The sequence below is a fragment of the Paracoccus sp. SSK6 genome (assembly GCF_039770665.1).
In the GTDB taxonomy this organism is placed as follows: domain Bacteria; phylum Pseudomonadota; class Alphaproteobacteria; order Rhodobacterales; family Rhodobacteraceae; genus Paracoccus.
Window position 1 is genome coordinate 58,192 of the sequence record NZ_JBDPNJ010000002.1, and the last position, 19,838, is coordinate 78,029.

Annotated in this window: 21 protein-coding genes; 14 read left to right on the forward strand and 7 right to left on the reverse strand. The window is 66.4% G+C overall.

Going from position 1 to position 19,838, the window contains the following annotated elements:
• The 4 genes from AAIL68_RS02050 (at position 1) to AAIL68_RS02065 (ending at position 3,953) form a co-directional block, all read left to right on the forward strand.
• Positions 1 to 1,377 carry a hypothetical protein gene (locus tag AAIL68_RS02050; protein WP_347137834.1) on the forward strand — a complete coding sequence of 459 codons (1,377 nt, stop codon included), beginning with the start codon at positions 1 to 3 and terminating at the stop codon, positions 1,375 to 1,377.
• A gap of 208 nt (positions 1,378 to 1,585) precedes the next feature.
• The gene (locus tag AAIL68_RS02055) at positions 1,586 to 2,035 is read left to right on the forward strand and encodes a DNA polymerase III subunit chi (protein ID WP_347137835.1); all 450 of its coding nucleotides are present in this window, start codon (positions 1,586 to 1,588) and stop codon (positions 2,033 to 2,035) included.
• Between the two features lie 150 nt (positions 2,036 to 2,185).
• On the forward strand, positions 2,186 to 2,545 hold the full coding sequence (locus AAIL68_RS02060; RefSeq protein ID WP_347137836.1) for a hypothetical protein: 360 nt from the start codon (positions 2,186 to 2,188) through the stop codon (positions 2,543 to 2,545).
• Between the two features lie 58 nt (positions 2,546 to 2,603).
• Positions 2,604 to 3,953 (forward strand): PepSY-associated TM helix domain-containing protein, encoded by a 1,350-nt coding sequence (locus AAIL68_RS02065; protein ID WP_347137837.1) that lies wholly within the window; start codon positions 2,604 to 2,606, stop codon positions 3,951 to 3,953.
• Between the two features lie 62 nt (positions 3,954 to 4,015).
• Here AAIL68_RS02065 and AAIL68_RS02070 read toward each other — a convergent pair whose 3' ends face one another.
• Together AAIL68_RS02070 and AAIL68_RS02075 are read right to left on the reverse strand one after the other, a co-directional pair.
• A complete protein-coding gene (locus AAIL68_RS02070) occupies positions 4,016 to 4,771 on the reverse strand; it encodes a GNAT family N-acyltransferase (RefSeq protein ID WP_347137838.1) in 756 nt (251 codons plus the stop codon).
• A 62-nt stretch (positions 4,772 to 4,833) separates the two neighbouring features.
• Positions 4,834 to 5,895, reverse strand: coding sequence for an AI-2E family transporter (locus tag AAIL68_RS02075; protein ID WP_347137839.1), 1,062 nt, complete (start codon positions 5,893 to 5,895; stop codon positions 4,834 to 4,836).
• A gap of 128 nt (positions 5,896 to 6,023) precedes the next feature.
• On the opposite strand from AAIL68_RS02075, the gene ndk reads away from it, so the two are divergent.
• On the forward strand, positions 6,024 to 6,446 hold the full coding sequence (gene ndk / locus AAIL68_RS02080) for a nucleoside-diphosphate kinase (RefSeq protein WP_347137840.1): 423 nt from the start codon (positions 6,024 to 6,026) through the stop codon (positions 6,444 to 6,446).
• A gap of 115 nt (positions 6,447 to 6,561) precedes the next feature.
• On the opposite strand, the gene AAIL68_RS02085 is transcribed toward ndk, so the two are convergent.
• Positions 6,562 to 7,203, reverse strand: a complete 642-nt coding sequence (locus AAIL68_RS02085; RefSeq protein WP_347137841.1) for a VPLPA-CTERM sorting domain-containing protein — start codon at positions 7,201 to 7,203, stop codon at positions 6,562 to 6,564.
• Positions 7,204 to 7,590: 387 nt separating this feature from the next.
• Here AAIL68_RS02085 and fabD point away from each other — a divergent pair, with 387 nt between their 5' ends.
• From fabD to AAIL68_RS02100, 3 genes are all read left to right on the forward strand, one after another.
• Positions 7,591 to 8,517, forward strand: a complete 927-nt coding sequence (gene fabD, locus AAIL68_RS02090) for an ACP S-malonyltransferase (protein ID WP_347137842.1) — start codon at positions 7,591 to 7,593, stop codon at positions 8,515 to 8,517.
• A 40-nt stretch (positions 8,518 to 8,557) separates the two neighbouring features.
• Positions 8,558 to 9,295 carry a 3-oxoacyl-ACP reductase FabG gene (gene fabG, locus AAIL68_RS02095; RefSeq protein WP_347137843.1) on the forward strand — a complete coding sequence of 246 codons (738 nt, stop codon included), beginning with the start codon at positions 8,558 to 8,560 and terminating at the stop codon, positions 9,293 to 9,295.
• Positions 9,296 to 9,441: 146 nt separating this feature from the next.
• Positions 9,442 to 9,675: an acyl carrier protein gene (locus tag AAIL68_RS02100; RefSeq protein ID WP_347137844.1), complete on the forward strand. Its 234-nt coding sequence runs from the start codon at positions 9,442 to 9,444 to the stop codon at positions 9,673 to 9,675.
• Positions 9,676 to 9,745: 70 nt separating this feature from the next.
• Here AAIL68_RS02100 and AAIL68_RS02105 read toward each other — a convergent pair whose 3' ends face one another.
• Complete coding sequence (locus AAIL68_RS02105; RefSeq protein WP_347137845.1) at positions 9,746 to 10,564, reverse strand: sulfotransferase family protein; 819 nt, start codon at positions 10,562 to 10,564, stop codon at positions 9,746 to 9,748.
• A gap of 130 nt (positions 10,565 to 10,694) precedes the next feature.
• On the opposite strand from AAIL68_RS02105, the gene AAIL68_RS02110 reads away from it, so the two are divergent.
• On the forward strand, positions 10,695 to 12,269 hold the full coding sequence (locus AAIL68_RS02110; RefSeq protein ID WP_347137846.1) for a DUF5928 domain-containing protein: 1,575 nt from the start codon (positions 10,695 to 10,697) through the stop codon (positions 12,267 to 12,269).
• Positions 12,270 to 12,279: 10 nt separating this feature from the next.
• Entirely contained in the window at positions 12,280 to 12,663 is a 384-nt protein-coding gene (locus tag AAIL68_RS02115; protein WP_347137847.1) for a histidine triad nucleotide-binding protein, read from the forward strand.
• Here AAIL68_RS02115 and AAIL68_RS02120 read toward each other — a convergent pair.
• Both AAIL68_RS02120 and AAIL68_RS02125 read right to left on the reverse strand, forming a co-directional pair.
• Positions 12,660 to 13,115, reverse strand: coding sequence for a GFA family protein (locus AAIL68_RS02120; protein WP_347137848.1), 456 nt, complete (start codon positions 13,113 to 13,115; stop codon positions 12,660 to 12,662). The two genes, AAIL68_RS02115 and AAIL68_RS02120, sit on opposite strands and share 4 nt — an antisense overlap.
• A gap of 20 nt (positions 13,116 to 13,135) precedes the next feature.
• Entirely contained in the window at positions 13,136 to 14,059 is a 924-nt protein-coding gene (locus AAIL68_RS02125; RefSeq protein ID WP_347137849.1) for an ABC transporter ATP-binding protein, read from the reverse strand.
• A 164-nt stretch (positions 14,060 to 14,223) separates the two neighbouring features.
• On the opposite strand from AAIL68_RS02125, the gene AAIL68_RS02130 reads away from it, so the two are divergent.
• The 4 genes from AAIL68_RS02130 to AAIL68_RS02145 all read left to right on the forward strand — a co-directional run bounded on the left by AAIL68_RS02130 (position 14,224) and on the right by AAIL68_RS02145 (position 18,511).
• Positions 14,224 to 14,412, forward strand: a complete 189-nt coding sequence (locus tag AAIL68_RS02130) for a zinc-finger domain-containing protein (protein ID WP_347138033.1) — start codon at positions 14,224 to 14,226, stop codon at positions 14,410 to 14,412.
• A gap of 136 nt (positions 14,413 to 14,548) precedes the next feature.
• Complete coding sequence (gene polA / locus AAIL68_RS02135; protein WP_347137850.1) at positions 14,549 to 17,344, forward strand: DNA polymerase I; 2,796 nt, start codon at positions 14,549 to 14,551, stop codon at positions 17,342 to 17,344.
• Positions 17,344 to 18,264, forward strand: coding sequence for a cation diffusion facilitator family transporter (locus tag AAIL68_RS02140; protein WP_347137851.1), 921 nt, complete (start codon positions 17,344 to 17,346; stop codon positions 18,262 to 18,264). Before polA ends, AAIL68_RS02140 begins: the two co-directional genes overlap by 1 nt.
• A gap of 10 nt (positions 18,265 to 18,274) precedes the next feature.
• The gene (locus tag AAIL68_RS02145; RefSeq protein ID WP_347137852.1) at positions 18,275 to 18,511 is read left to right on the forward strand and encodes a hypothetical protein; all 237 of its coding nucleotides are present in this window, start codon (positions 18,275 to 18,277) and stop codon (positions 18,509 to 18,511) included.
• On the opposite strand, the gene hemN is transcribed toward AAIL68_RS02145, so the two are convergent.
• Entirely contained in the window at positions 18,472 to 19,827 is a 1,356-nt protein-coding gene (gene hemN / locus AAIL68_RS02150; protein WP_347137853.1) for an oxygen-independent coproporphyrinogen III oxidase, read from the reverse strand. The two genes, AAIL68_RS02145 and hemN, sit on opposite strands and share 40 nt — an antisense overlap.
• Between the last annotated feature and the right edge of the window lie 11 nt (positions 19,828 to 19,838).

Genomic DNA, 19,838 nt, shown 5'->3' on the forward strand with positions numbered 1-19,838 from the left:
ATGACGGTTCCCGATCCAGCGGCCAGAGTGCATTTTTTCCGGGAACTGGACGGGGACCGGACCGGGCTGGCGCAGATCGGTGACGGCTTTGTCAAGTTGAGCTTTTTCGGCTTCGATACGCTGGTCGAGCATTCTGACGACCAGCCCGTGCATGTCGTGATGGACGACGGAAGCGTCCTTTCGCTGCACCAAAACCAACGCGTCCCTGTTTCGGTTGTCCTTGGGGACCAGGGCGAGCCCCGCGTTTCCCGCGCCGAAGTGGTCTCTCGTCTTGCGCTGATTGGGTCCGATCCTTGGCGCGCGGACCAGCCGGTCCGGTGCGTCTCCTTCTGCTGCCCGGATGCCGACCACCTTTTCAAGCACGTCGAAAAACAACGACGCATCATCCAGGCAGGATCGCTTTCCGACGATGATCTCCGCTTGCTCTATGTTTCAGCCGGCGAGGCAATCTATGGCGCTGACCATGTGATCAAATCGCGTCTTGGCGACCCCGTCCCCCAGATCGACGGGATACGGTTCTGGATCGGGTTTCCCGGCGGCTGCCCGTTGGATGACGTGCGGCAGCGTTTGACAAGGTATCTGTCGTTTTTGACCTTTATCGCCAACCGCCGGATCGCGCCCCAGTCTGTCTGCATGGTCAAGGCGATGGCACAAGGCGCCTTTCAGCCTGAACACAAGGTCGTCTGGTCCTGGCCCGCCCCCGGACCCCAGAGCGAACCATGCCCTGTCTGGAGGGCTCCGTTCGTGGCACAGGAAGACGACGACCTTGCCGCCATGGCCCAGGGCCTGTCCTGCTGGATCGAACGCGCCGATACCTGGCAAGCAGCCTGTGTCCGCATGACGGCCTGTCTCGGATCGACCGAGGAGATCGTCAGCGAGCGCCTTCTGGCTGCATGGCGGTGGTTCGAACGCCTGCCGGATACGAAGGAACGGAAGGTTCTGGATCGCGAAGCAATCACGCCCCTTGTCGATGCGGCGTTCGCTGCTGCACAGGAAAATGGCCTCGATATTTCCAGAGAGCGCATCGACGGCAAGCTGCAGGAGCTTCGCAACGAAAGCTTCAGGCAAGTCGTTCACAGGCTTGTCCGCAGTGCGGCAGCAAGCGCAGGGCTTGGCGACATTGCCAGCGACCTGCAGACGGACATCATCGCGGGCCGCAGATTGCGCGGAGATGCGGCGCATGGGCGTCTTGCAAAGCCGGGCCAGCAAAACGCCGTTCAACTTGTTCGTTCCGCATCCGCCACAAAGGCCTTCTGCTTTCTCTTCACCGCCAGGGATCTTCCCCTGGCACCAACGCGCCGGGAACGGCTGAGGCACCACCCCCTGGTCGCCGATTACAGCCGCCTGCTGGCGGCAAACCGGCAACCCTCGCCATGACCCCGGCGCACCCGCATCGCACCTCCCCGCAACACCCACCGCGCGCAAGCGGTGTACGCCCTGTGTACGCCCCGTGCACCGCCGGTTGCCGCATTGTGCGGCTCTTTTCCCAGCATTTGCTGGCGATGCCGCCCCTGCCGCATCGCCCCGCGCAACAGGGCACCGCGCGCCCCTGTTGCGCGCAACGCCGCGCGCACCCGGAGGCCCCATGGGCAACGCGCTCTTCTATCACCTGACCCGCTCGCCCGCCGAAAGCCTGCTGCCCGTGCTTCTGGCCAAGTCGCTGGCGGCGGGCTGGCATGTGGAACTGCGCGGCACCGATCCCGCGCGGATGGAGCGGCTGGATCTTCACCTGTGGCAGGGCGACGGCTTCCTGCCCCACGGGCTGGCGGGTGGGCCGCATGACGCGCGCCAGCCGGTGCTGCTGACGCTGGCCGGACAGGCGGCGGCGAACAGCCCGGCCTGCCTGATGGCGCTTGACGGGGCCGAGGTGGCGCCCGCCGAATGTGCGGGGCTGGAACGCGCCTGCATCATCTTCGACGGAGGCGACGCGGCCGCCACCGCACGGGCGCGCGACCAGTGGCGCGCCCTGACCGGCGCGGGCGTGGCCGCCGAATACTGGTCCGAGGAAGGCGGCCGCTGGGAACGCAAGCGGTAAGGGTCAGCAGTGATCGCGCCCGAAGGCCATCGCCTTCGTCCGCGCTGTTCCCTCCACCATGGCCATCGGCGCCCGCCTTCCGATGCGGGTGTCCCAGACCCGACGATTTACCGCTTGCGATTCGGGGCTCGGATCGGGCATCGCTTGGCGATGCGCCGCCTGCTCCATCAGCTTCCCGGCTTGGCCTTCATGGCCCTGCTGGCTGTCGCCTTGGCGACAGGCATGGCCGCGCGCCCCGTCCCGTCCGAGATGGACCTGCGGCTGGATGCCTGGGTCATGGCGGGCGGGTCGCTGGACGATCTGTGCGGCGATCACGGCGCGGATCACAAGGACGGGCATTGCCCCTTGTGCAACCTTGCCGCGCCGACCGGCCTGCCGCCTGTCACGGCGTCCCTGCTGGATGCCGAACAGCGGATCCTGGCCAGCATCGTCCTGCCGCAGATCCGCCGCGCGGCGGGACACGCGCGCGACCCCGCCACGCCGAAACGCGGCCCGCCCCACCTGATCTGAGCCAAAGCCGCGCCGCCCGCAGGGGCTGGCACATGCCGTCTTTCTTCAGGTCAAACCCATGTCACAGATCACCTATCCCGCGCGGCCCGGCGCTGCCCGCGCCTCGCTGCGCCCGTTCCTGCTGCGGATGCATTTCTACATCGGCCTTTTCGTCGGCCCGTTCATCTTCGTCGCTGCCCTGACCGGGCTGCTCTATGTCCTGACCCCGCAGATCGAAGCCTGGCTGTATCGCGAGACGCTTTTCACCGACAGCACCGGCCCGGCCCGCAGCCTGGCCGAGCAGGCTCTGGCCGCGCAGGAGGCCTTGGGCGACGATCTTGCGGTCTCTGCCGTCCGGCCCGCGACAGAGGCGGGCACCACGACGCGGATCATGTTTTCCGACTCCTCGCTTGGCGAATCAGAGAACCGGACGCTGTTCGTCGATCCCGCCACGCTGGAGATCCGGGGCGACCTGACCACCTATGGCACCAGCGGCATCCTGCCCTTCCGCATCGCGCTGGACTACCTGCACCGCAGCATGATGCTGGGAAACCTTGGCCGCTATTACAGCGAACTGGCCGCGTCCTGGCTGTGGGTCGCGGTATTGGGCGGGGTTGCCTTGTGGGCGACCGGCCCGCGCCGCCGCCGCGCCCTGCCAGACATGCCCGCCCCGCAGCGCTGCCGCTGGCTTCACGCGACCATCGGCGTGGCGCTGTCGGTCGTGCTGCTGTTCATCTCGGTCACCGGGCTGACATGGTCGCAGCAGGGGGGCGCCCGTTTCCAGGCCTTGCAGGACCGGCTTGGCTGGACCACGCCCTCGGCCAGTGCGGCGCTTGCCGGCCCGGCGGTGACGCCGTCCCCACATGGCGATCATGGCGAGCACATGCCTGACCCCGCTGTCCGGGAGGATCGGCTGGACCAACTGGACGCCGTGGCCCGGGCTGCGCGGGCGGGCGGCATCGATTCGCCGATGATGGAGATCCGCCTGCCCAAGCCCGGACAGGCCTGGATCGTGCGCGAATACGACCGAAGCTGGCCCACGCAGGTCGATACCGTGGCGATCCATCCCGACACGATGGCTATCACCAGCCGCGCCGATTTTGCCAGTTTCACCTTGGTCCCCAAGCTGATCCGCTGGGGCATCGACACGCATATGGGCGTGCTGTTCGGCCTGCCCAACCAGATTGGGATGGCCTTGGTCGCGGTGGGGCTGATGGTGATGATCGTCTATGGCTATCGCATGTGGTGGACGCGCCGTCCTGTGGCGGCCGAGCCGCTGTCCGATACCTGGCGTCGCCTGCCTGCAGGCCAGCGCGTCCTGTGGCTGGCTGTCGCCGTTGCCGTGGGATGGGTGCTGCCGGTTCTGGGCGTCAGCCTGGCAGTCTTCGCGGCTATCGACCGGTTGCGGTCGCGCCGCGCCCTGGCCTGACCGTGCCGCCGTGTGACCGGCCAGCCGGGCGTGCAGATTGGCGCGCCGCAGACTGGCCTTGGTCAGGATGCCGTCGCTTGCAGCAGCCTGCGGCGGGCAGGGGGGATCGCCCCGATCTCGACCCCGGTGAAGACATGCATGGTCCGCAGGACGGGATCGACCACGGCGTGGTCGCTGACCCAGCCGCCAAGCGCCAGATAGCTGCGCAGCAGCGGCGGCATCGCGGCCATGGCGCGGCGCGGATCGGGCTGACCCGGCAGAAGGGTGCGGGCAAAGCGGAAGACATGGGGCGCCTTGATGCGCGGCAACCAGCGGCGGGGGGCAAGGTGGCGGGCGCGCAGCATGGCAAAGGCCTCGGCATGGTCCGCAGGCTCGGTTCCCGTGAAGCTGGAGCAGCCGAACAGCATCTGGGCACCGGTATCGCCGACCAGCCGGGTCAGGGCGGCCCAGGCCGTGCGGATGATGTCTGGGTCGCGTAACCCCGGATGGACGCAGAAACGCCCGACCTCAAGCAAAGGGGCGTCAAAGGCTTCCAGCGCGGACAGGTCATAGAACTGCGCCGAATAGCTGCGGGCGATCTCGTCCCCGCCCGCCAGCGGCAGGAAGCGGAAGCAGCAGGCCAGCCGGCCGGTCGCCGTGTCCTCGACCAGCATGTGGCGGCAATGGGCATCCAGCGCGTCGGCGTCCAGTGGGGCGCCATCGCCGGTCGCGCCGTTGCGGGCGACAAAGCACTGCCAGCGCAGGCGTTGCGCCGCGCGCAGGTCGCCGGGCGTTTCCGCCAGCCGGGCCAGATAGCGGCCCTTTCGCAATGGTTGCATGTGGCGTCCCCCGATCAGCGAAGACGATCATGGCGTCATGTCGCGAAGGATTTGTGGAAAGTCTAGTCCTCCTGACGGTCACCCAGCACATCCTCGACATAGATGCGCTTGACCAGGATGATGGAGACCAGCAGCAGCGGCGTCGCCAGAACGATGCCCGCGAAGCCGAACAGGCTGCCGAAGGCCAGGATCGCCAGCACCGTCAGCGCGGGCGGCAGGTGGGCGGCATAGCGCTGGATCAGGGGCATCAGCAGGTTTCCCTCGACCTGCTGGACGACGACGAACAGCAGCGCCACATAGATCGCCATGTCGAAGCCCTGCGTCAGCGCGAACAGGACCGCCGGGATGCCCGACACGAAGGGGCCGACGACCGGCACGATGTTGGTCAGCCCCGCGATCAGCCCCAGCACCAGGGCCAGCGGCACCCCCAGCAGCCACAGGCCAAGGCCCGTGACCAGGGCCACCAGCACCATGTCCAGCGCCTGCCCGCCCATCCAGCGGGCCAGCGCGCGGGCCATTTCGTCCGCGATCCGGCCCGCGCGGGCGCGATAGGACGGTGCCACAAGACGCAGCGCGCCGCCGCGATAGAGCGGCGCATCCAGCGCCAGGAAGATCGCCACCGTCACCAGCAGGACCAGGTTCGCGATGCTGCCGAAGACGGTGGTCAGCGTCCCCGTCACATAGCTGAAGACCGAAGGCACGCCCCCTCCCTGTCCGCTACCGGCTCCCGCCTGGGCATCCTCGATCCGCCGTTCCAGGAACTGTCCCGCCGGGCTGTTGCCCAGCCAGTCGCTGACCTGGTCCCAAGCGCCGGGCAGGCTGGCGATCAGCTGCCGGAACTGGTCCGAGATCGCTGGCCCCGCCCAGACCACGATCCCGGCGATGGCCCCCATCGCCGCCAGCGCCGACAGCAGGACGCCCGGCTTGAACCCCAGCCCCAGGCGCCGGTGCAGGAAGGCCGCCCCCGCCCGCAGCGCGATGGCGATCAGGATCGCGCCGAAGCCCAGCAGCAGCACGTTCGACCATTTCCAGGCGGCGGCCAGCAGCAAGGCCAAGGCAAAAACGATGGCGATCGGGCCGGGGCGCAGGCGGGGCTGCAGGTCGGCGAGGGAACGGTCGGTCATGCGCGCGCCTTTCGTCTGCTTCGCCCGCATCATGCCCGCCTTGCCCGCAGATACCATCCCTGATAACCGGGCGCGGATCGAATAAACCGGGCGGGGCTGGCCCGCCTGCCACAGCAAAGGGACGCCTCATGGCCATCGAACGCACGCTTTCCATCATCAAGCCGGACGCCACCCGCCGCAACCTGACCGGCAAGATCAACGCCAAGTTCGAGGAGGCGGGCCTGCGCATCGTCGCGCAGAAGCGCATCCACCTGTCGCCCGCCCAGGCCGGCAAGTTCTACGAAGTCCACAAGGATCGCCCCTTCTATGGCGAACTGGTCGAGTTCATGGCCTCCGAGCCGGTCGTCGTGCAGGTGCTGGAAGGCGAGAACGCGATTGCCAAGAACCGCGAGGTGATGGGCGCGACCAACCCCGCCCAGGCCGACGCAGGCACCATCCGCAAGGAATTCGCGCTGTCCGTGGGCGAGAACTCGGTCCACGGCTCCGACGCGCCCGAGACGGCGAAGGAGGAGATCGCGTTCTTCTTCTCGGGGCTTGAACTGGTCGGGTAAGGGGCTGGACAGCTTAGGGTGACAAGGGAAGGGGCCGGATGGCCCCTTTTTCTTGTAGCCGAAGACACAAAATGAAAGCGCCTATTGGCGCTTTCATTTCAGCCAGAGGTCGGAGTCAGCGCGTCTGCCTGCGCCGACGCAGATAGCCTATCGCAAGAAGCCCGGACCCGAGCAACGGCAGGCCTGCGGGCAGCGGCACCGGCGCGGGGGTTTCGGGCTCAAGATCGGTCTTGATGCTGCCACCGGGATTGCTGGTCGCCTGAGCGCGCACCGCGAATTGCGAGAACGGATTGTTGTTCAGGCCGCCAGTGACTGCAATGTCGAACACCACGCTTTTGACGTAGTTGATGCCTCCACCATTCTCGCCGATGCGAATGATGTAGTCGAATACCGACGCACTGCCCGCGCCATTGAAATTGCAGCCGTTGCCGCAAGTGGACTGACTTTCGGTATTGTTGCCGAACAGCTTCAGGGCGGGGGTGATGGCCGTGCCGTCTGCCTTCGTTGCGCTGACCAGCGTGATCGCGCTTTGCATAAGCGACGTTCCGTCAAAATTGAAGCCGAGGCCCAGATAGTCGGCAGTGCCCAGGGTCGTGGAAAGACTGAAGCGGATCTTTCCGGGCGACGCGGCATCATCCAGCGTCAGTTGAACCTGCGGGGTCGGGTCCGAGTTTGTATAGGTAACCGTCGCCGCCTGCCCGGCCCCGGCAACAGCAAAGCTTGCTGCAGCGACAGCGGCATAAGTTAGCTTTCGCATTATCTTGCACCTTTTACCAACGGATCATGATGATCCTGTTACGCTTACCAAGATTTCCCAAGGTGATTGCCAGTTATAAATTCCGAAAAGCGGATGTCCAGAGATTGCTGGCGTTTCGAGATTGTTGCATGACTGCAATTGCTTTCGTATGCGCTTATTCACAAGTCAATGTTTTCGTTATTGTAAGGAAAGCGCTTTTTGTCCGGCAGAGAGCCGCTGATGTCCGGAAATCTATCTGGAAGGACTGCCCTGACGCTCGAAAGGCCGGACTCCTCCGCGCTCTTCGGCAGTGACTGTGGCAACCATGTCTGGCCGCCGCTCGCCCGTTGCACCCCGACCCCCATCCGCGCTATCCCCTCCTGAATCTAAACCCAAGGAGGCTCCCTCATGCGCGCGTTCGTCTTTCCAGGCCAAGGGGCGCAGACCGTCGGCATGGGGCGCGAGTTGGCCGAAACCTATCCCGCCGCGCGCGACGTGTTCACCCAAGTGGACGAGGCGCTTGGGGAAAAGCTCTCGGACCTGATCTGGAACGGGGATATCGACACGCTGACGCTGACGCAGAACGCGCAGCCGGCGTTGATGGCGACCTCGGTGGCGGCGTTCCGGGCGCTGGAATCCGAGGGGATCACCATCAGGGACGCGAATTTCGTGGCGGGGCATTCGCTGGGGGAATATTCGGCGCTCTGCGCGGCGGGGTCGCTGACGCTGGAGGATACGGCGCGGCTGTTGCGCCTGCGCGGCCAGGCCATGCAGGAGGCCGTGCCGGTGGGGCAGGGCGCGATGGCGGCGATCCTCGGGCTCGACTTCGCCACCGTGGACCGCATCGCGCGAGAGGCCGCGGGCGAGGAGGTCGTGCAGGCCGCCAATGACAACGACCCGGGGCAGGTGGTGATCTCGGGACACAAGGCGGCGGTGGAACGCGCGGCGGTTGCCATGAAGGAGGCGGGCGCCAAGCGGGCGCTGATGCTGCCGGTCTCGGCCCCGTTTCATTCGGTGCTGATGCAACCCGCGGCGGCGGCGATGGCCGAGGCTCTGGCGGGTGTGGACATCCAGCCCCCCGCCGTGCCGCTGGTCGCCAATGTCCGCGCGGAAGCCGTGACGGAACCCGGCGCGATCCGGCGGCTGCTGGTGGAACAGGTGACGGGCACCGTACGCTGGCGCGAATCCATCGCCAACATGGCGGCAGCGGGCGTGACCGAGTTCTGGGAAATCGGCGCGGGCAAGGCGCTGTCGGGGATGATCAAGCGCATCGCCAAGGATGCGATGGTTCGCAATGTCGGCGCCCCTGCGGATATCGCGGCGCTGAAGGGCTGACGGGCCCCTTGGATATTTAAGTGAAGAAGAAGGACCAGCCATGTTCGATCTGACAGGCAAGACGGCGCTTGTGACGGGCGCATCGGGCGGCATCGGCGGCGCCATCGCCCAAGCCCTGCACACAGCGGGTGCCACCGTCGCCCTGTCCGGCACGCGCGAAGGGCCGTTGCGGGAACTGGCCGCGACGCTGGGGGACCGGGCGCATGTGGTGCCTGCGAACCTGTCGGATGCGGAAGCCGCCGCCGGGCTGATCAAGGATGCGGCCGGGGCGATGGGGTCGGTCGATATCCTGGTGAACAACGCGGGCATCACGCGCGACAACCTGTTCATGCGCATGTCGGACGACGACTGGGCGCAGGTGATGGACATGAACCTGTCCAGCGTCTTCCGCCTGTCGCGCGCCGCCCTGCGCGGTATGATGAAGGCCCGCTGGGGGCGGATCGTCACCATCACGTCCGTCGTGGGGGCCACGGGCAATCCGGGGCAGGGCAACTATGCCGCGGCCAAGGCGGGGGTGGTGGGCATGTCGAAGTCGCTGGCCTATGAGGTAGCTTCCCGTGGCATCACCGTGAACTGCGTGGCGCCGGGCTTCATCCAGACCGCGATGACCGACAGCCTGACCGACGACCAGAAGGGCAGGATCCTGTCCCAGATCCCCGCAGGCCGCATGGGCGCGCCTTCGGAGATCGCGGCGGCGGTCTTGTATCTGGCGAGCCCCGAGGCCGCCTATGTCACCGGCGCCACGCTGCATGTGAACGGTGGCATGGCGATGGTCTGACACCGCCGTTTCCACGCAAAAGCGGTTGCAACAGGGCAAGCGGGTGCTATATCCCGGCCTTGAGCAGCAGGGAAACCGCCCTGTGCCGAAGCGGATTGCCATCCGCGGATAAATTGGGCGGATGCCCGCGAGAATGAGGATGTGACATGAGCGATATCGCTGATCGCGTGAAGAAGATCGTGGTCGAGCATCTGGGCGTCGAAGAGGACAAGGTGGTCGAGACCGCCTCGTTCATCGACGACCTGGGGGCCGACAGCCTCGACACCGTCGAGCTGGTCATGGCGTTCGAGGAAGAATTCGGGATCGAGATCCCGGACGACGCCGCCGAAACCATCCAGACCGTCGGCGACGCGGTGACCTTCATCAAGGGCGCGGTCTGATCCGCATCCGGCCGGTCAACGGCACTTTCCGAAACGGCGTCCTGAACGGGGCGCCGTTTTTCATTGCCCGTCAGCGGCCCAGCTTGGCGTGAACCTCGTCCAGGTCGATCTCTCCGACCGGCATCTTGTTGTCGGGATTGTCGAAGTCGTATCGGAACAGCTGGAAATCGTCCTTGTAGATTTCCCAGACCAGGTGCCGCGACAGGTCGTCGAAATAGGCGCTGACCTTGTGGGCGCGCTTGGGGCCGTGGCCTTCGGATTCGTTGAAGCGCGGGACGGCGCCCAGATCGACGGGAACAGGGGTGCTGGTTCCTTCCAGAACCTGCGCCATGCCCGCGTTGAAATCCTCGGTGAAGAAGATCCGGTCATAGCGGCCGCCATTGGCGATGAAGGTGCCGATATGGCCCGACATGGCCGACCAGTGGATGTCGGGCTCCATCGGGCGGCGGAAGCGGATCGTATCGCGCGCGAACAGCAGGAAGCGGCGGAAGCTGGCGATCTGGTCGAAGTCGAAGCCGTTTTCCGGGCTGCCCACGTCGATGCCGTATCGCTGCGCCAGTTGCGGCACCAGGTTGCCGCGATAGCGCCGCCCGTTGCGCTGGATGCCCGCGATCTTGTCGAAGAAGGACGACAGGATCCGCGCATAAGGGTTGCGCACGCAGGTGAAGGTGGCGGCGCCATGGCGGGCCACCGCGGCCTCGATCAGGGGCTTGCTGTTCTCCTGCGACCATTTGTGCAGGCCTTCGGTCGAATCGTGGATGTCGCCGTCGAAGAAGCGACCGTGGTCGGAATAGAACATGATCTGCCCGATGGTCGAGCAGGCGCATTTCGGCACCACCCGATAGATCATGCTTTCGCTTTCGGTCATCCAGACACCTGGAAAGCCCATCGTCCACCCGCTTCCTTAGATTGCAACCCGGCTTGCCGACGCGCGCCAAAGGCGTTTACACACAGAAACCGGGCGGGGCGCAAGCCTCATCGCCCTGTCTTGCCGCAGCACATTCAAGACTTTTGCATTCATGGCCAGCATTGCTTTCATCCTTTTGACGCACAAGGATCCGCAGGGGGTTGTCGATCAGGCGCGGCGCCTGACGGCAAGCGGCGATCATATGGTCATCCATTACGACCGCAGCGCCCCGCCCGAGGACTACCGCCTGATCCGGCAGTCGCTGGCGGATGCGCCGGGCGTGGCCTTCGCGCCCCGGCGGTATCGGTGCGGCTGGGGCGAATGGTCGCTGGTGGCCGCGACCCTGTCGGCCCTGCGCGAGGCCGAGCGCCGCTTTCCCCTGGCCACGCATTTCTACATGCTGTCGGGCGACTGCATGCCGATCAAGTCGGCGGAATATGCGCGCGCCTTCCTGGATCGCGACGACTGCGATTACATCGAATCCTTCGATTTCTTCGACAGCGACTGGATCAAGACCGGCATCAAGGAGGAACGGATGGTCTATCGGCACTGGTTCAACGAACGCAACAACAAGCGTCTGTTCTATGCCAGCATGAAGGCGCAGCGGTGGCTGGGGCTGGACCGCAAGTTGCCCAAGGGCCTGCAAATCATGATTGGGTCGCAATGGTGGTGCCTGCGCCGCCACACGGTCGAGGCGGTGCTGACGCTGATCGACGAACGGCCCGATCTGCTGCGCTTTTTCCGCACCACCTGGATTCCCGATGAAACCTTTTTCCAGACCCTTGTCGCCCATGTGGTGCCCAAGGACCAGATCCGCCGCCGCTCGCCCACCTGCCTGATGTTCACCGATTATGGCATGCCGGTGACCTTCTACAACGACCATTACGACCTGCTGATCCGGCAGGATTACCTGTTCGCCCGCAAGATCAGCGCCGAGGCGCAGGAGTTGCGCGCAAGGCTGGGCGCGCTGTGGCTGGCCGAGGGTGTCAGCTTCGCCGTCTCGAACGAGGCGCCGCGCCTGTTCCGCTTTCTGACCGGGCGCGGCCGCGTCGGGCGCCGCTTCGCCCCGCGCTTCTGGGAAGGCCAGGGGGTGTCGCGCGACCATGTGATCTGCCTGATCGTCGCCAAGAAATGGCATGTGGCCAAGCGGCTGACCGCGGCCATCCGGGCGCTGACCGACATTCCGGCGGTGGACTATGTCTTCAACGAACGCGACGCGGGACTGCCGGATCTGGGCGGCATCGCCTCGACCCTGTCCAAGCGGGAACGGCACCGCCGCGCGCTTGTGCGGCTGCTTCTGGACGACTTCGGGACGCGCCAGCTGGTCCTGTGCCTCGATCCCTCGGCCTTGGCGCTGATCGCGGATTTTGCGGGCAACAAGGCCTCTACGCGGATCCTGTTCATCGACAGCGACTTCGACGAGCCCTATCTGCGCGGCCACATGCGCCGCACCGGCCTTGCGGGCGAAGGCACGCCCGACGCGGTGATCGCGCAACTGCTGCCCATCGTGGAAAGCGACCTGGCCCACGAGGCCGAGCGTCTGCGCGACATGGACTTCGCGCAGTTCGGCACCATCGCCCCCGGCCGGTCCACGGCCGCCAATGCCGAGGCTATCGCGCGCTTTCTGGATGTTTCCCCCGCCGTCGCGCATGATCTGGCGCAGACGCCGCATCTGTTCACCGACTAAAGGAACGCCCATGTCCTTCGACTACGACGACAGCAACATCTTCGCCCGGATCCTGCGCGGAGAGATCCCTTGCAACAAGGTGGCCGAGAACGACCATGCCCTGGCCTTCCGCGACATCCGCCCCCAGGCGCCGGTCCATGTGCTGGTGATCCCCAAGGGTGCCTATGTCAGCTTCGACGACTTTGCCGCCAATGCCTCGGACGCGGAAATCCTGGGCTTTACGCGGCTTTGCGCGCAGGTCTGCGCATCCGAGGGCGTGGGCCTCGACGGGGGCAACGAGGGCTTTCGCGCCATCGCCAATACCGGCCCCCATGGCGTGCAGGAGGTTCCGCATTACCACCTGCATATCCTGGGCGGGCGGGTCATGGGGCCGATGCTGGCCCGGCAGGGCTAGGGCGCCTGCCGTCCGGCATAGGCCGCAATCAGCGACGGAAACTCGGCCGGGTCGGGAAAGCGCGCGAAGCGGCGGCTTGCCCCGGTCCGCGCCCAGGGCAGCGCGGCTTCGGTCCAGCATTCGATGAAGGGCGGCTCGGGCAGGGGATCGTCCAGCAGGGTGATGCGGACATTGACCAGATCGCCCAGCAGGCTGCCCGCCGTGAACATCCAGCTGAGGCAGAAGCCGCAGAAATGGTGCTGCAGATCGCCTTTCAGCCCGCCCAGGACCGTTTCGCCCTGGGTGATCCGAAAGGCGCCCGCCGGGTAAAGGCCGCTGACGGAATAGGCACTGGCCGTCATCCTGCGGCAGCCGTCGCAATGGCAGGCCATCGTGACCAGGGGCGCCCCGGTCACAGTGAACCGCACCCGGCCGCAGCGGCAGCCGCCAGGGCGGCTTGAATCGGCATCCATCCTTCCCTCCTGCCGGGGGATCAGCCCCGCGTCATTTCCACGAACACGTCCTCCAGATCCGGCTGTTCGGTCGCCACGTCCAGGATCGGGACGCCTGCGCCGCGCAGCGCGTCCAGAAGCTGGTCGGCGCGGATCCGCGACGGAGGATAGCTGATCGCCAGCCGTCCGTCACCGCGCCATTCGGGATGCGCCCCCTGCGGCAGCGGGGGCAGGACGACGCGCCCGCCCGTGTCCAGCACCAGGGTCTTGCCATCGGCGCGCGACAGCAGGCTGCGCGTGTCCTGCCGCACGATCAGTTCGCCATGGTTGATGATGGCGATCTCGTCGCACATCTGCTCGGCTTCCTCCAGGTAATGGGTGGTCAGGATGATGGTCATGCCCTGCCGGTTCAGGGCGCGGACATTCTGCCACAGCATCTCGCGCAGGGTGATGTCCACGCCCGCCGTGGGCTCGTCCAGGACCAGGATCTGCGGGCGATGCACCAGGGCCTTGGCCAGCAGCAACCGGCGGCGCATCCCGCCCGAGAGGTTGCGCGCATAGGCATTGGCCTGGTCCCTCAGCCCCACCAGATCCAGCAGCTCATCGGTCCAGCGTTCGCGTTTCGGCACACCGTAGAGCCCCGCCTGAACCTCCAGGCTGGCGCGGGGGGTGAAGAACGGATCCATGTTCAGTTCCTGCGGCATCACCCCGATGGCCGCGCGCGACTGGCGCGGGTTCACGTCCTGGTCAAAGCCCCAGATCGTGACCTTGCCCGCCGTCTTGTTGACCAGTCCCGCCAGGATGTTGATCAGCGTCGATTTGCCCGCCCCGTTCGGTCCCAGCAGACCGAAGATGCTGCCCGCCGGGATGGCGAGGTCGATGCCCTTCAGGGCCTCCTTGGCGGGCGCGTTTCCCTGGGCGGCATAGGTCTTGCGCAACCCTGTGATGTCGATGGCGTTTGGCATGGGTCTGGTCTCCCCTGGCGGGTTGCGACAGCTTGCGAAGGCAGGCAGCGCTGCGGTAAGGGGGGTTAGACCAGATGCCGCCCGCCGCCACAAGAAGGCCAGCCATGACGCAATACGTGATCCCGGAAAACTCGCTGTCCACGGAACAGACGGATTTGTCGGAACTGAAGCTGCCCGCGCCCGCGACCCAGATCGTCACCACCTGGAAGGTCGCCTGCGACGGCGACGACGCGGGCGGTCTTGGCCATCCGCGCGTCTGGCTGGCGATCTCGCCCGAAACCGGGTTCGTCGATTGCGGCTATTGCGACAAGCGCTTCGTGATCGACCGCGACCACGCGCACGGCGACCACTGAGGCGCGCGACCTCTCTTTCACCTTTGTGAAAATATCCCGGGGTCCGGGGCAGCGCCCCGGTCCTGACCGCGCCCCTTTGCGCCCCCCGCCGCTTTCTGCCAAAACGGTCCAAAGACTCGGCACAAGGACCGTTCCCATGGACAGCTTCGGCAAGGGCCACCACCTGCACCTGATCGACGGATCGGCCTTCATCTTTCGGGCCTATCACGCCCTGCCGCCGCTGACGCGCAAGTCCGACGGGCTTCCGGTGGGCGCGGTTGCCGGTTTCTGCAACATGTTGTGGAAATATGTTACCGACGAACGGGGCAGCGACGCGCCGACCCATGCGGCGGTGATCTTCGATCATTCGTCGAAGACCTTCCGGAACGAGATCTACAACGCCTACAAGGCCAACCGCCCCGAACCGCCCGAGGATCTGCGCCCGCAGTTCCCGCTGACCCGCGACGCCACCCGCGCCTTCAACATCGCCTGCATCGAGACGGAAGGCTATGAGGCCGACGACATCATCGCCGCGCTGTCCTGCAAGGCGCGCGATGCGGGGGGGTCGGTCACGATCATCAGCAGCGACAAGGATCTGATGCAGCTTGTGGGCGACGGCGTGCAGATGCTGGACCCGATCAAGGGCAAGCCCATCGACCGCGATGAGGTCTTCGCCAAATTCGGCGTCTGGCCCGACCGCGTAGTGGACGTGCAGGCGCTGGCGGGCGATGCGGTGGACAACGTGCCGGGCGCGCCGGGCATCGGCATCAAGACCGCAGCCCAGCTGATTACCGAATACGGCGACCTGGAAAGCCTGCTGGCGCGGGCCGAGGAGATCAAGCAGCCCAAGCGCCGCCAGACCCTGATCGACCATGCCGAGCAGATCCGCATTTCCAAGCGGCTGGTGGAACTGGACTGCAACACGCCGCTGGACTTCACGCTGGAAAGCCTTGAGGTGCGCCCCCCGGATGCGCCGACCCTCCTGACCTTCCTGTCCGAGATGGAGTTCCGCACCCTGACCACCCGCGTGGCCGAACGCCTGGGGGCCGAGGCGCCTGCGGTGGTCTCTGCCCCCGTGCGCGACGCGCCCGCAGCGCCCGACCTGCCGCCCATCGACCGGGCCGCCTATGAAACCGTGACGGATCGCGACGCCCTGGACCGCTGGGTGGCCCTGATCCGCGACACCGGCCAGGTCGCCGTCGATACCGAAACCACCGGCCTTGATGAAATGCAGGCCGATCTGGCGGGCATCTGCTTGGCCACAGCACCGGGCAAGGCCTGCTATATCCCCGTGGGTCATGTGGCGGGGGGCGACGACCTGTTCGGCCAGTCCGCCCCCGTTGCGGGGCAACTGCCGCTGGCCGAGGTGCTGGCGGCGCTGAAGCCGCTGCTGGAGGATCCGGCGATCCTGAAGATCGGCCAGAACCTGAAATACGACTGGAAGATCCTCGCCCGCCACGGCATCCGCATGGCGCCCTTGGCCGACACGATGCTGATGTCCTATGCGCTGAATGCGGGCACGCATAACCACGGCATGGACGAACTGGCCGAGCGTTACCTGGGCCACAAGTGCATCCCGATCAAGGATCTGATCGGCACGGGCAAGGCGCAGATCAACTTTGCCCAGGTGCCCATCGACAAGGCCGCCCCTTATGCGGCGGAAGACGCCGATGTCACGCTGCGCCTGTATCAGCATTTCGCGCCCCTGCTGCCGGTCGAACGCGTGACGACCGTCTATGAGACCACCGAGCGCCCCATTGTCCCCGTTCTGGCCGAGATGGAGATGGCCGGCATCCGCATCGACGCCGAGGTGCTGCGCCGCATGTCGGGCGCCTTCGCGCAGAAGATGGCGGCGCTGGAGGACGAGATCTACGCCTTGGCGGGCCAGCGGTTCACCATCGGCAGCCCCAAGCAGCTGGGCGAGATCCTGTTCGACAAGATGGGCATGACCGGCGGCAAGACCGGCAAGACCGGCGCTTTTTCCACAAGCGCCGACGTGCTGGAGGATCTGGCCGCCGAAGGCCATGACCTGCCGTCCCGGATCCTCGACTGGCGGCAGATCTCCAAGCTGAAATCGACCTATACCGACGCCCTTCCGACCTTCGTGAACCCGGATACGGGTCGGGTCCATACCAGCTATTCCATCGCGGGGGCGCAGACCGGGCGGCTGGCCTCGACCGACCCGAACCTGCAGAACATCCCCGTCAGGACCGAGGAAGGCCGCCGGATCCGCGAAGCCTTCATCGCGTCCGAAGGCCATCGGCTGGTCAGCCTCGACTACAGCCAGATCGAATTGCGGATCCTCGCCCATGTCGCCGACATCCCGGCGCTGAAGCAGGCCTTCCGCGAAGGCATCGACATCCATGCCATGACCGCCAGCCAGATGTTCGGCGTCCCGGTGGAAGGCATGGATCCGATGATCCGCCGCCGCGCCAAGGCGATCAACTTCGGGGTGATCTACGGCATCTCCTCCTTCGGCCTGTCGCGCAACCTGCGCATCCCGCGGGCCGAGGCGCAGGACTTCATCGACACCTATTTCCAGCGTTTCCCGGAAATCCGCGCCTATATGGACCGCACGTTGGCCGATGCGAAGGCGGACGGTTCGGTGCGCACCCTATTCGGGCGACGCATCAACACGCCCGGCATCAACCAGAGCGGTCCTGCCGCCGGTGGCGCGCGCCGTGCGGCCATCAACGCGCCGATCCAGGGGGCGGCTGCCGACATCATCCGCCGCGCCATGATCCGGATGCCCGCCGCCATCGCGAATCTGCCCGCGCGGATGCTGCTGCAGGTCCATGACGAACTGGTCTTCGAGGTGCGCGAGGATGCCGTGGACGATCTGATCGCGACCGCCCGCGCCGTCATGGAAGGCGCCGCCGATCCCGCCGTGAAGCTGTCCGTGCCGCTGGTCGTCGATGCGGGCGTGGGCATGAACTGGGCCGAGGCGCATTGATGGGTCATTCGCATTCTCATTCCCACGGGCACGGCCATTCCCACGGTCACCACCACGGCGGCGACAGCGCCATCGGCTGGGCGGTCGTCGTCAACCTGGCCCTGACCGCCGCGCAGATCGTGGGCGGTTATGCCGCCGATTCGACCGCGCTGATCGCGGACGGCATCCACAACCTGTCCGACGCGCTTGCGCTTGTGCTGGCCTTCGGCGCGCGGCGCCTGGCGCGCAGGGCCGCCACGCCCGACTGGTCCTATGGCTGGGGCCGGGCGGAAATCGTCGCAGCCTTCGTCAACTATCTGGCGCTGATCGCCGTGTCGGTCTGGCTGGCGGTCGAGGCGCTTGGCCGCCTGGCCGATCCGCCACAGGTCGCGGGCGGGCTGGTCATGGGGCTGGCTGCCTTTGCGCTGATCGTGGATCTGGCGACGGCGGCGCTTGTCTATCGCGCGTCGAAGGACAGCGCCAATATCCGCGCGGCCTTCCTGCACAACCTGGCCGATGCGGGCGTGTCGGTGGCCGTGATCGTCGGCGGGTTGCTGATCTGGGCCTTCGGCTGGAACCTTGCCGACCCGATCCTGACGCTGGCGATTTCCATCGTGATCCTGTGGCATATCGGCATGGAGATCGGCCCGGTCTTTCGGATGCTGATGCTGGCGGCCCCTCCGGGCAGCGAACCGGGCGCGGTCCTGTCGGCCCTGCGGGCGCTGCCCGGCGTCAGCGACGCCCATCACTTGCACCTGTGGCAGATCGACGAGAAACGCGCGGCGGCATCCGTCCACCTTGTGGTGGCGGCGGACGACCCCTTTGCCGTCACCCGCGCCGCCAAGGAGATGCTGGCCCACCGCTTCGACATCCCCCACGCCACCATCGAGATCGAACCGCCCGAGGGCTGCGCCGACCACAAGGGGCACGATCACGTCTGAAGGAAGGGCCTTGCCGGATTTGTCCACCGACAAATCCGGCCGCGCCTGCCTGCCCCTTGGCAGGCGCGTTACCGCGCCCGCCCAGTCAGGCGCGGCCGGATTGCAGATGTCAGGCCTGGTGGCGCGCCCCTTGCCCTGCGCCTTGCGGCTTTGGGCAATCGGTCCGGGCGAATGTCCACTGGACATTCACCTGCCGGACCTCTGGCTCTACACCGCCGAGGAATGGCTGGTCGGCGCGGCCATATAGGCGTCCAGCATGTTGGCGACCATGCGCGCCAGCGGACGCCCTTCCGGCGCGATGCGCAAGCCCCAAGGGCCGACCTGGACCATGCTGCCGAACTGCGCGACCACCGGGTCGAAGACCTGTTGCAGCTGCGCATTGGTCATGCCGTAGTCCAGCACCATCTCGCCCGCATCCACGGCGAAATCGCACATCAATGCCTCGATCATCCGGCCCCGCCAGTGATCCTCGGGGGTGAAGGCGTGTCCGCGCGTATAGGGCAGGCGGCCTTCGCGCACATGGCCGGTATAGGCTCCGGTCGCAGGCGCGTTCTGCGCATAGCCCTGGGGGAAGCGGGAAATGGACGAGGCGCCGAGACCCAGCAGAACCTGCGCCCCATCGTCGGTATAGCCCTGGAAGTTGCGCCGCAACTGGCCCGCCCTTGCGGCCAGGGCCAGACCGTCGCCGGGCCGGGCGAAATGGTCGATGCCGATCTCGTCATAGCCGTCGGCCACGAACAGGTCGCGCGCGGTGTTGAACAAGCTCAGCCGGTCCTCGTTGCCGGGCAGGGCGTCTTCGGGGATCATCACCTGGCGCTTGGACATCCAGGGCACATGGGCATAGCCGTAAAGCGCCACCCGGTCGGGCGACAAGGCCAAGAGCTTCTGCACCGTTTCCGATATGCGCGTCCGGTTCTGGTGCGGCAGGCCATACAGGATGTCGGCGTTCAGGCTGGCGATACCGTGGCTGCGGATCAGGTCCACCGCCTGGCCGGTCAGTTCGAACCCCTGCAGGCGCCCGATGGCTTCCTGGATCTTCGGGTCGAAATCCTGCACCCCGATCGAGGCGCGGTTCATCCCCGCAGCCGCCAGGGCCGCCATGCGCGGGGCGTCGATTTCCGACGGGTCGATCTCGACCGAAAACTCGGCGCCCTCTGCCATCGGCACCACGTCGAAGATCGCATCCGCCACGCGCCGCATCTGGTCGGGCGGCAGCAGCGTCGGCGTGCCCCCGCCCCAATGCAGCCGCGACAGCCTGACCCCGCGCGGCAGGTGCCGCTTCAGCAGCGCCAGTTCGGCCAGAACCGTGTCAACATAGGCGATGACCGGATCCAGCGTCTTCGTTCCCTGCGTGCGGCAGGCGCAGAACCAGCACAGCCTGCGGCAAAACGGCACATGCAGATAGAGCGAGATCGCCGCGCCCTCGGGGATGGAATCGAGCCAACCCGCGACCATATTGGCGTTCACGCCGTTCTTGAATTGCGTGGCAGGGGGATAGCTCGTGTAGCGCGGGACGCGCGCATCGAACAAGCCCAGCCGCTTTAGTTGCGAAACATTGCTCATGACGGTAGGAT

Coding starts and splice junctions, on each gene's coding strand:
- AAIL68_RS02050 (WP_347137834.1), top strand. CDS start 1: ATGACGGTTCCCGATCCAGCGGCCAGAGTGCATTTTTTCCGGGAACTG.
- AAIL68_RS02055 (WP_347137835.1), top strand. CDS start 1,586: ATGGGCAACGCGCTCTTCTATCACCTGACCCGCTCGCCCGCCGAAAGC.
- AAIL68_RS02060 (WP_347137836.1), top strand. CDS start 2,186: ATGCGCCGCCTGCTCCATCAGCTTCCCGGCTTGGCCTTCATGGCCCTG.
- AAIL68_RS02065 (WP_347137837.1), top strand. CDS start 2,604: ATGTCACAGATCACCTATCCCGCGCGGCCCGGCGCTGCCCGCGCCTCG.
- AAIL68_RS02070 (WP_347137838.1), bottom strand. CDS start 4,771: ATGCAACCATTGCGAAAGGGCCGCTATCTGGCCCGGCTGGCGGAAACG.
- AAIL68_RS02075 (WP_347137839.1), bottom strand. CDS start 5,895: ATGACCGACCGTTCCCTCGCCGACCTGCAGCCCCGCCTGCGCCCCGGC.
- ndk (WP_347137840.1), top strand. CDS start 6,024: ATGGCCATCGAACGCACGCTTTCCATCATCAAGCCGGACGCCACCCGC.
- AAIL68_RS02085 (WP_347137841.1), bottom strand. CDS start 7,203: ATGCGAAAGCTAACTTATGCCGCTGTCGCTGCAGCAAGCTTTGCTGTT.
- fabD (WP_347137842.1), top strand. CDS start 7,591: ATGCGCGCGTTCGTCTTTCCAGGCCAAGGGGCGCAGACCGTCGGCATG.
- fabG (WP_347137843.1), top strand. CDS start 8,558: ATGTTCGATCTGACAGGCAAGACGGCGCTTGTGACGGGCGCATCGGGC.
- AAIL68_RS02100 (WP_347137844.1), top strand. CDS start 9,442: ATGAGCGATATCGCTGATCGCGTGAAGAAGATCGTGGTCGAGCATCTG.
- AAIL68_RS02105 (WP_347137845.1), bottom strand. CDS start 10,564: ATGGGCTTTCCAGGTGTCTGGATGACCGAAAGCGAAAGCATGATCTAT.
- AAIL68_RS02110 (WP_347137846.1), top strand. CDS start 10,695: ATGGCCAGCATTGCTTTCATCCTTTTGACGCACAAGGATCCGCAGGGG.
- AAIL68_RS02115 (WP_347137847.1), top strand. CDS start 12,280: ATGTCCTTCGACTACGACGACAGCAACATCTTCGCCCGGATCCTGCGC.
- AAIL68_RS02120 (WP_347137848.1), bottom strand. CDS start 13,115: ATGGATGCCGATTCAAGCCGCCCTGGCGGCTGCCGCTGCGGCCGGGTG.
- AAIL68_RS02125 (WP_347137849.1), bottom strand. CDS start 14,059: ATGCCAAACGCCATCGACATCACAGGGTTGCGCAAGACCTATGCCGCC.
- polA (WP_347137850.1), top strand. CDS start 14,549: ATGGACAGCTTCGGCAAGGGCCACCACCTGCACCTGATCGACGGATCG.
- AAIL68_RS02140 (WP_347137851.1), top strand. CDS start 17,344: ATGGGTCATTCGCATTCTCATTCCCACGGGCACGGCCATTCCCACGGT.
- hemN (WP_347137853.1), bottom strand. CDS start 19,827: ATGAGCAATGTTTCGCAACTAAAGCGGCTGGGCTTGTTCGATGCGCGC.